Consider the following 245-nt stretch of genomic DNA (forward strand, 5'->3'; position numbering starts at 1 on the left):
CGTCGCAGCCGACTCGTGGAAGCGCACGCCGGTGCGGAGCCTGTCGTTCCTCGGTGGCGCGTACCTGTTCGCGAACTGGGACGGCTCGAAGCGGAACATGCTGCACGACCTCGCGCTCCGCGCCCCGACCCGCTCGATCGAGACGAAGCCCGTCCGTCCGCGTCCGCGGTTCGCCCGCGTGCTCGACGCGGTCCTCGGCCGCCGGCGGTCCCACCGCCTCTGACCGCACGGACGACGGACGGGAG

Annotated in this window: 1 protein-coding gene; it reads left to right on the forward strand. The window is 73.5% G+C overall.

Annotated elements, in window-relative coordinates:
• On the forward strand, positions 1-223 hold a 223-nt coding region (locus tag I5E_RS25330; RefSeq protein ID WP_042723693.1), incomplete at its 5' end, for a hypothetical protein.
• Positions 224-245 lie beyond the last annotated feature (22 nt).

Origin of the sequence: Curtobacterium sp. B18 (assembly GCF_000333375.1) — a bacterium.
Lineage (GTDB): Bacteria > Actinomycetota > Actinomycetes > Actinomycetales > Microbacteriaceae > Curtobacterium.